We start from the raw sequence: 8,516 nt of genomic DNA, 5'->3' as shown, positions 1-8,516 counted from the left end.
GCCCGCCTGGCGGCGACCGGACCCGACACGCCGGCTCAGCCGTCGGGGCAGCCGAAGCAGCGGATCCCGGCGGTGGCCCATGCGCAGGTCGTGCGCGTGAGCTCGGCACCCGAATCTACCGATCGTTGAAACCATCCAAGGGGAAGCTCATGAAATCCGCCTACCTCGTATTCGTGCGCCGCGCGGCGCTCGCCGTCCCGCTCGCGTTCGCGCTTGCCGGCTGCATGTCGTCCACCCCGGTGTGGGACACCCGTTTCGGCGATTCGGTCCGCGCCGTGACCCAGGCCCAGATCATCGACCCGCATGCTGCCGAACACGCGGCGTCGGCATCGCCATCGGGCGTCGACGGCGGTGCCGCCGCGGCCGCGCTAGACAACTACGACAAGTCGTTCAAGCAAACCGTGCCGCCCGCCAATGCGTTCGTGATCGGCATCGGCAAGGCCACCCAGTAACGACGGCACGCTCAGGGAGAACGCCATGGACAGCGCAGCTCGCCATCCGAAAGTCATGCGTCGCAGCCTGCATCGCCAGCGCGGTGCCGTCGCGATCATCGTCGGTCTTTCACTGGCGGTGATGATCGGGTTCGTCGGGCTCGCGCTGGATCTCGGCAAGCTGTACGTCACGCGCAGCGAACTGCAGAACAGCGCCGATGCCTGCGCGCTGTCGGCTGCGCGTGACCTGACCGGCGCCATCAGCCTGTCGGTGGCCGAGGCGGACGGCATCGCCGCCGGCCACCTGAATTTCGCGTTTTTCCAGAACAAGTCGGTGCAGATGTCGACGAACGCGAACGTCACGTTCAGCGACTCGCTGACCGATCCATTCCTGACGAAGAGCGCGGTCACGACGCCGTCGAGCATCAAGTACGTGCAGTGCACCGCGACGCTCAGCAACATCGCGCACTGGTTCATCGAGGTGCTGAACGTGCTGCCGGGCACGAAGCTCGCGAACGCGGCGGAAGTGTCGGCCAGCGCGATCGCAACCGTCGGCGGCGGGCAGACGACCTGCGCGATTCCGGTATTCGTATGCCGCGCGACCGGTGCGCCGTCCTACAACGTCGGCGACTGGATCACGTCGCTGTCCGGCTCGTCGACGACCTACGGGCCCGGCAACTTCGGCTGGGCCGCGCTCGACGGGTCGACGAACGAACCGACCATTGCGAGCGAGCTGTCGGGCAACACCTGCAACATCACGAGTCCGCCGGACCTCGGGTCGACGGGCCTGAAGTCGGCATCGCTGCGAGCCTGGAACACGCGCTTCGGCATCTATACGAACGGCGCGAACGGCTCGAGCGGCCAGCCCGACTTCACCGGCTACGCGTATGTCGGGCCGAACTACGGACCGCCCGGAACGGCCGGCATCAAGGGCGATGCGTACACGCAATTCGTCACCGACCGGACGACCTTCAAGCCTTACCAGGGCGACGGCGCGCCGCCGTCGGGCAGCGGGATCGCCACCAACGGCACCGTGACGGCGAGCACCTACCAGACCACCGGCGGAGATCGCCGCGTCGCGCTCGCGCCGGAAGGTGACTGCTCGACGCTGAACGGGGCCAGCGGCAAGGTGCACGTCACGCAGTGGGATTGCGTGCTGATGCTCGACCCCGTGCCGTTCAGTCCCGGCAAAGGCGGTATCGTCGCGCACCTCGAATACCTCGGCTCGTCGGTCTCCGGCAACAATCCGTGCGCGACGCACGGCTTGCCCGGCAGCGGCAGCGCGTCGGGGACCCAGGTTCCGATGCTCGTTCAATAGCGGGGAGACGATCATGAAAAAGCCTCCGTTTCGCCGTTCACGCACGCGTGGCGCCGTTGCCGTCGAGTTCGCGCTCGTGCTGATGCCGATGATCATGCTCGCGACCGGCGTGGCCGAGTTCGGCCGCGCGATCTACCAGTTCGAGACGCTGACCAAGGCGACGCGCGACGCGGCGCGCTACCTGTCGGTCTGGTTGCCGACCGACAGCGCGTATCCGGTGTCGGCGGCGCAGTGTCTCGTCGTCTACGGCAGCACGACGTGCGGCGCGTCCGGCACCGAGCTGGTACCGGGGCTCACGACGTCGATGGTGACGATCTGCGACGCGCAGCGCACGACCGGCTGCAGCGACGGGTCCGATCCGTCGCAGTTCGCGAACCTGCCGACCTACGACGCGAACAACAACGCGGCGAGCGGCACGGCGACGGGCGCGATCAACATCGTCGAAGTGAAGATCAAGGGCTACCAGTACCAGCCGATCCCCGCGTTCCCGGGGCTGCCGTCGATCACCTTCAACAACATCGTTACCGTGATGAGGCAAGTGTCATGAGCGCGCGCCATGTCCCCCTGTCACGTCGTCGCACCCAACGCGGCGCGGCGATCGTCGAGTTTGCGCTGATCGCATCGGTGCTGATCATGCTGCTGATCGGCATCTTCGAATTCGGCCGCGTGCTGTTTTACTGGAGCACGGCGAGCGAAGCCGTGCGTCTCGGCGCACGCACGGCGGTGGTGTGCGACGTGAATGCGGCCGGCGTCGTGAAGCGGGTGAGATCGCTGCTGCCGCTGCTGTCGAACGCGAACGTATCGGTGAACTACTCGCCCGCAAGCTGTGACGTGAATTCGTGCGCGTTCGTGACCGTCAGCGTCACGAACGTCACCGTCAAGACGATGATCCCGTTCGTGAACGTCACGGTGACGATGCCGCCGTTCACGACGACACTGCCGCGCGAAAGCCTGACCTCCGCGACCGGCGGCGCCAACTGTAATTGATCGAACAGGCGAGGCACACGACATGATCAACATCCTCGTAGCTTCCGACGACACCGCGCGACTCACGCAGATCGCGCGCCTCGTGGCCGACTGCGGACGCTATCGCGCGACACGCGCGACCGGCCGCCCGTCGCAGATCGAACATCGCACCGACGGGCTCGACGCGTTCGACATCCTGCTGGTCGACGGCACGTCGCTCGAACCGTCCGAACTGTCGGCGATCGAGCGCATCTGCCGCGCGCACGCGGGCCTGACCTGCATCCTCGTGACGCCGGACACGTCGCCGCACGTGCTGCTCGACGCGATGCGCGCCGGCGCACGCGACGTGCTGCAGTGGCCGCTCGATACGCAGGCGCTCGGCAATGCGCTCGAACGCGCGGCCGCGCAAAGCACGCGGCGCGACACCGACGATACGCGGATCGTGTCGTTCATGTCGTGCAAGGGCGGGGCCGGCACGAGCTTCGCGGCCAGCAATGTCGCCTTCGAGATCGCGGAAGGCTTCAAGCGCCGCGTGCTGCTGATCGACCTGAACCAGCAGTTCGCCGACGCGGCGTTTCTCGTCAGCGACGAAACCCCGCCGTCGACGCTGCCGCAACTGTGCGCGCAGATCGAGCGGCTCGACAGCGCGTTCCTCGACGCGAGCGTCGCGCACGTGACCGAAAACTTCCACGTGCTCGCGGGCGCCGGCGACCCGGTCAAGGCCGCCGAGATGCGCGAGGACGCGCTCGAGTGGATCCTGGGCGTTGCTGCGCCGCGCTACGACTTCGTGATCTTCGACGTCGGCGTCTGCATCAATCCGCTGTCGATGGTCGCACTGGATCGCAGCGACCAGATCCAGCTCGTGATGCAGCCCGCGATGCCGCACGTGCGCGCCGGCCGTCGGCTGCTGGAGATTCTCGTGTCGCTCGGCTACTCGACCGACCAGATGCGGTTGATCGTGAACCGCGCGACGCGCGCGAGCGACCGCACGCGGACCGCGCTCGAGGAAGTGCTCGGCCTGCAGGCGGCCTGCACGATTCCCGACGACGCCGACACCGTGCTCGAAGCGATCAACCAGGGGCATCCGGTGTCGCGGCTTGCGCGCGGCAACGCGGTCGTGCGTGCGTTGCAGGGGTGCGCGAAACAACTCGTCGACGGCGAAGTGCGTGCGGGGCACAGCGCGGCGAGCAGCGAACCGCTGATGTCCAGGCTTTTCGGCCGCAAGGCCACGCCGAAGCTCAAGTCCATGTAACTCTCTCGGGGAACCATCATGTCATTGCGCGAACAGATGTCGTTGCACCGGGCCCAGCCGCTGGCGGCGGGCAGCGAGCCGGCCGGCCCGGCGCATTCGTCGGTGCGCGACGCATACCAGAAGCTGCGCCGCGAAATCCACCTGGCGGTGCTCGAACGTGTCGAGCTCGAGCGCCTGTCGCGGATGCCGCAGGAATCGGTCCGCATGGAGATCGGCTTGCTGATCACGCGCATCCTCGACGAGGAGCGGCTGCCCGCGAACGACATCGAGCGGCGGCAGCTCGCGATCGACGTGTATGACGAGATGTTCGGCTTCGGCCCGCTCGAAGCGCTGCTGCGTGACCCGACCATTTCCGACATCCTCGTGAACACGTACCGGCAGGTCTATGTCGAGCGCTTCGGTCAGCTCGAACTGACCGACGTGACGTTCTACGACGACGCGCACCTGATGAAGGTGATCGAGAAGATCGTGTCGCGCGTCGGGCGCCGCATCGACGAATCGAGCCCGATGGTCGATGCGCGGCTGCCCGACGGCTCGCGCGTGAACGCGATCATCCCGCCGTCCGCGATCGACGGGCCGCTGATGTCGATCCGGCGTTTCGCGGTCAACCCGCTGAAGATGGACGACCTCGTGCGCTACCACAGCCTGACGCCGCCGATGGCCGAGCTGCTCGACGCGCTGTCGCGCGCGAAGATCAACGTGCTGGTGTCGGGCGGCACTGGCAGCGGCAAGACGACGCTGCTCAACATTCTGTCCGGCTTCATTCCGCGCAACGAGCGGATCGTGACGATCGAGGATGCCGCCGAACTGCAACTGCAGCAGCCGCACGTACTGCGGCTCGAAACCCGCCCGCCGAACATCGAAGGCAAGGGCGAGATCACGCAGCGCACGCTGGTGCGCAACGCGCTGCGGATGCGCCCCGACCGGATCATCCTCGGCGAAGTGCGCGGCGCGGAAGCACTCGACATGCTCAATGCGATGAACACCGGCCACGAAGGCTCGCTCGCGACGATCCACGCGAACACGCCGCGCGACGCGCTGACGCGGCTCGAGAACATGATCAGCGTCTCCGGCCTGACGCTGCCGCCGAAGACGATGCGCCAGCAGATCGCGTCGGCGATCTCGGTGGTCGTGCAGGCGGCGCGGCTGACCGACGGCAGGCGCAAGATCGTCAGCATCCAGGAGCTGACCGGGATGGAAGGCGACATCATCAACATGCAGGAGATCTTCACGTTCAAGCGAACGGGTGTGGACCGCGACGGTACGGTACGCGGCCACTTCTGCGCGACCGGCGTGCGGCCGAAGTTCGTCGAGCGGCTGCAGGCATTCGGAATCAATTTGCCGGATTCGCTGTACGACCCGTCTCAGCGGTACGAGACGAACTGACGACAGGGCGCCGGTCGCTGCCGGGGAGGCTTCATGAACACGATCTTTTACGGTTTTGTGATTCTCACCTTCGTCGCGGTGGTCCTCGCGATCGAAGGTGGCTATCAATGGTGGAACGCGCGTCACGGCTCTGCCGCGCGCCGGATCGAGTCGCGGATTCGCGCGATGTCGGCCGGCGGCAATGTCCAGCAGGAACGGCTGTCGATCCTGAAGAAGCGGATGCTCGACGAATCGAAGCCGTTTGACCGGCTGCTGCTGCGCATACCGCGCGTGCATCGCCTCGATCTCGTGATCCAGCAGTCGGGTCTCGACTGGACGCTGCCGAAGCTGATCATGCTCAGCGCGGTGTTCACCGCGTTCGCGTGGCTTGCGCTGAGCTTCGCGACATTGCCGCAGCTCGCTGCGCTGCCGCTCGCGCTGTTCGCCGGATGCCTGCCGATGATGTACGTGATGCGCTGCCGCGGGAAGCGGATGCGCAAGCTCGAGCGGCAGTTGCCGGACATCTGCGACATGATCGCGCGTGCGTTGCGTTCCGGTCACTCGTTCACCAGCACGCTCGGGATGGTCGGCGACGAGTTTCCCGATCCGATGGGGGGCGAGTTCCGCATCACGTTCGACGAGGTGAACTACGGCGTGTCGCTGCACGATGCGCTGATGAACCTCGCGACGCGCGTGCCGGTGCAGGACCTGCGCTACTTCGTGATCGCGGTGCTGATCCAGCGCGAGACGGGCGGCAACCTGGCCGAACTGCTCGACTGCATTTCCGCGCTGATCCGTGAGCGCTTCAAGCTGTTCGACAAGGTGCGCGTGCTGTCGGCCGAAGGACGGCTGTCGGCATGGATTCTCGGGTTGCTGCCGTTCGGCACCGCCGCGGTGATGGCGCTGCTGAACCGCGAATTCCTGTCCGTGCTCTGGGAGGATCCGGCGGGGATCAGGATGGTCGGCGGGATGCTGGTGTCGATGCTGTTCGGCCTGTTCTGGATCCGCCGCATCGTCCGCATTCGCGTCTGACGCGCGTGTCAAATAACGAACCCTTGCGAGGCTGTCATGCAAAATCTGAGCGTGGTCCAGGCCGTGATGCTGGGCGGCTTGTTCATCTTCGTGGCCGGCGGCGTGCTCATCGGGATGCTGCTGTTCGCGCCGCGCAGCATCCAGCGCCGGCTCCAGCAGGCCGGCGGGGCCGGGGCGGGCGCGACTGGCGCGGCGGGCACCGGCGACGGCGACGATATGGCGTCGCGCTGGGTCGCGAAGCTGGTCGAGCTGTCCACCCCGATCTCGAAGCTGTCGGTGCCCAAGGAAGGTTGGGAGAATTCACCGCTGCGCATCCGGCTCATGAATGCCGGCTGGCGTAACCAGAGCGCGGCCGCGCTGTACTTCACGGCGAAGACGGCGCTCGCGCTCGGGCTGCCGTGCGCGGCGCTGCTGGTGCTGATCACGACGTCGCTTGGCGACGAGCGCGCGATCCTGTCGGTGATCCTCGTCGCGCTCGCCGGGATCGGCTACTACATCCCGAACATCGTGCTGTCGCAACGGGTCAAGGTGCGCCAGCAGAAGATCTTCGAGGATTTCCCGGATGCGCTCGACCTGCTGACGGTGTGCGTCGAAGCGGGGCTCGGGCTCGATGCGGCGCTGATGAAGGTGAGCGAGGAGCTGCGGTTCAGCAGCGAGGTGGTCGCGAGCGAACTCGACCTGCTGCTGCTCGAGATGCGCTCCGGCTTCACGAAGGAGACGGCGCTGCGCAATCTCGCCCTGCGTACCGGCGTGGAGGACATCGAGTCGTTCTGCGCGATGCTGATCCAGGCCGACCGGTTCGGCACGAGCATCAGCGAATCGCTGCGCGTGCTGTCCGACATGCTGCGTACGCGGCGGCGGATGCGCGCGGAGGAGCGGGCCGCGAAGATCGCGCTGAAGCTGCTGTTCCCGCTGATCTTCTGCATTTTCCCCGCGCTGATGCTGGTGCTGCTCGGGCCGGCCATGATCCACGTCTATCGTGTGCTGTTGCCGACGTTCGTGGGCATCGGGCAGTGAGCGGCACACCGGCGTTGCACCGAGATCGTCGATCGAGGTTTTGCGTGCCGGCCGGCCACCCCCGCCGGCCGGCACGGTAACAGGCTTCATGGAGGCTCCCTCCCCAGGCGGCGTCGCGAGACAGGTTGACCATAGCGGCGTCAATGCATCCTGGACCCATGGTCGGCCATGGAACTAGCCGTAGTCCACCGCCTTACCGGCTGCCCCCTACTGCTAACCTGAATGCCGGCGAAGTTTGCCGGCATCGCGTTGTGCGCGATGGCGCGGAGGTCGCGGATCGCGACCGGCGCTCCAGCGGCCTCCCGGACGCAATCACAGCGATGACAGGACCGGCGCCGCGCTATAGCATGGTCGGCAATCGCGGCGCGGCGCGCGCCATTCCCGGTCGGGAGACGACAGGAAAACCATGCCGACGTTGACGATCGAACCGCTGGAGCCCGACGAGCGGGTGCGGCTGCGCGGCACCCGAGGCGGCGGCCTGTTCCTCCTGGCGCTGGCCTTCGCGTTTCCCTCGATTCCCGTGGGCTGTGCGTTCCTCACGCATCCGATGCCGTACCCGCTGATGACGCTCGCCGGGATTGCGCTGATCATCGCGACGGCCTGCCTGATCGTGTACCTGATCTACCGATGGGGCGAGCACAAGGTCTCGCTCGACCTGAAAGCCAACCGGAAGCTCGTGCTCGACACGACGATCGCCCGGCTCGACGAGCGGTATTTTCGCGGCATTTCGAGCTACTACCTGAACGTTGCCGACGACGGCCCCGATGTGCCGCGCCGCCGCTTTCAGATCGACAAGGCCGTTTATGAGCAGTTGCGCAACGGCGAGCGTATCCGTATCGCGTTCGTGCCGATTTCCGGCCGCGTGCTGGAGATCGAGTCGGCGGCGGGCCGGCACCTGATCTGAATCCGGGATGATTCGCCGCGCGGGTGGTCGGCGGCGCGCATTGCCTGAAATGCGGCGGAAAGATCCGATCCGCACGACTGTTTCGCCGGTCGCGATCAATCGCATCGATACCTTGAGTTTCATCATCCAGCGCGCTACATTGCCGCTCGCAGAATTCCGCACGGACTCCTGCGCACCCTGTAATTCGTACGTAAGGAACCCCGATGGGGCAACAGGCGGAAGGCAACGACA

The 8,516-nt window shown here is 66.4% G+C and carries 10 protein-coding genes; all 10 read left to right on the top strand.

Annotation, left to right across the window (positions count from 1 at the left end; genetic code table 11):
* Positions 1-149 precede the first annotated feature (149 nt).
* Entirely contained in the window at positions 150-452 is a 303-nt protein-coding gene (locus G3N99_RS29085; protein ID WP_174933095.1) for a hypothetical protein, read from the top strand.
* A gap of 25 nt (positions 453-477) precedes the next feature.
* Positions 478-1,749: a TadE/TadG family type IV pilus assembly protein gene (locus G3N99_RS29080; RefSeq protein ID WP_206124109.1), complete on the top strand. Its 1,272-nt coding sequence runs from the start codon at positions 478-480 to the stop codon at positions 1,747-1,749.
* Positions 1,750-1,762: 13 nt separating this feature from the next.
* Positions 1,763-2,296, top strand: coding sequence for a TadE/TadG family type IV pilus assembly protein (locus G3N99_RS29075; RefSeq protein ID WP_206124108.1), 534 nt, complete (start codon positions 1,763-1,765; stop codon positions 2,294-2,296).
* Positions 2,293-2,736: a TadE family protein gene (locus tag G3N99_RS29070; protein WP_011349884.1), complete on the top strand. Its 444-nt coding sequence runs from the start codon at positions 2,293-2,295 to the stop codon at positions 2,734-2,736. Before G3N99_RS29075 ends, G3N99_RS29070 begins: the two co-directional genes overlap by 4 nt.
* A 22-nt stretch (positions 2,737-2,758) precedes the next feature.
* The gene (locus tag G3N99_RS29065; RefSeq protein WP_174933087.1) at positions 2,759-3,967 is read left to right on the top strand and encodes an AAA family ATPase; all 1,209 of its coding nucleotides are present in this window, start codon (positions 2,759-2,761) and stop codon (positions 3,965-3,967) included.
* Positions 3,968-3,985: 18 nt separating this feature from the next.
* On the top strand, positions 3,986-5,353 hold the full coding sequence (locus G3N99_RS29060; RefSeq protein WP_174933085.1) for a CpaF family protein: 1,368 nt from the start codon (positions 3,986-3,988) through the stop codon (positions 5,351-5,353).
* 33 nt (positions 5,354-5,386) lie between these two features.
* Positions 5,387-6,364 carry a type II secretion system F family protein gene (locus G3N99_RS29055; protein WP_206124107.1) on the top strand — a complete coding sequence of 326 codons (978 nt, stop codon included), beginning with the start codon at positions 5,387-5,389 and terminating at the stop codon, positions 6,362-6,364.
* 36 nt (positions 6,365-6,400) lie between these two features.
* On the top strand, positions 6,401-7,381 hold the full coding sequence (locus G3N99_RS29050) for a type II secretion system F family protein (protein ID WP_206124106.1): 981 nt from the start codon (positions 6,401-6,403) through the stop codon (positions 7,379-7,381).
* Between the two features lie 406 nt (positions 7,382-7,787).
* Positions 7,788-8,285: a hypothetical protein gene (locus G3N99_RS29045; protein WP_174933079.1), complete on the top strand. Its 498-nt coding sequence runs from the start codon at positions 7,788-7,790 to the stop codon at positions 8,283-8,285.
* A gap of 7 nt (positions 8,286-8,292) precedes the next feature.
* A partial coding sequence (locus G3N99_RS29040; protein WP_206124105.1) for a hypothetical protein occupies positions 8,293-8,516 on the top strand: 224 nt, incomplete at its 3' end.

It is taken from the genome of Burkholderia sp. Ac-20392, from assembly GCF_017104585.1.
GTDB classification, from domain to species: Bacteria; Pseudomonadota; Gammaproteobacteria; order Burkholderiales; family Burkholderiaceae; genus Burkholderia; species Burkholderia lata.
Note: the sequence above shows the minus strand (reverse complement) of the source record. Positions and strands in the feature narration are given on the sequence as shown.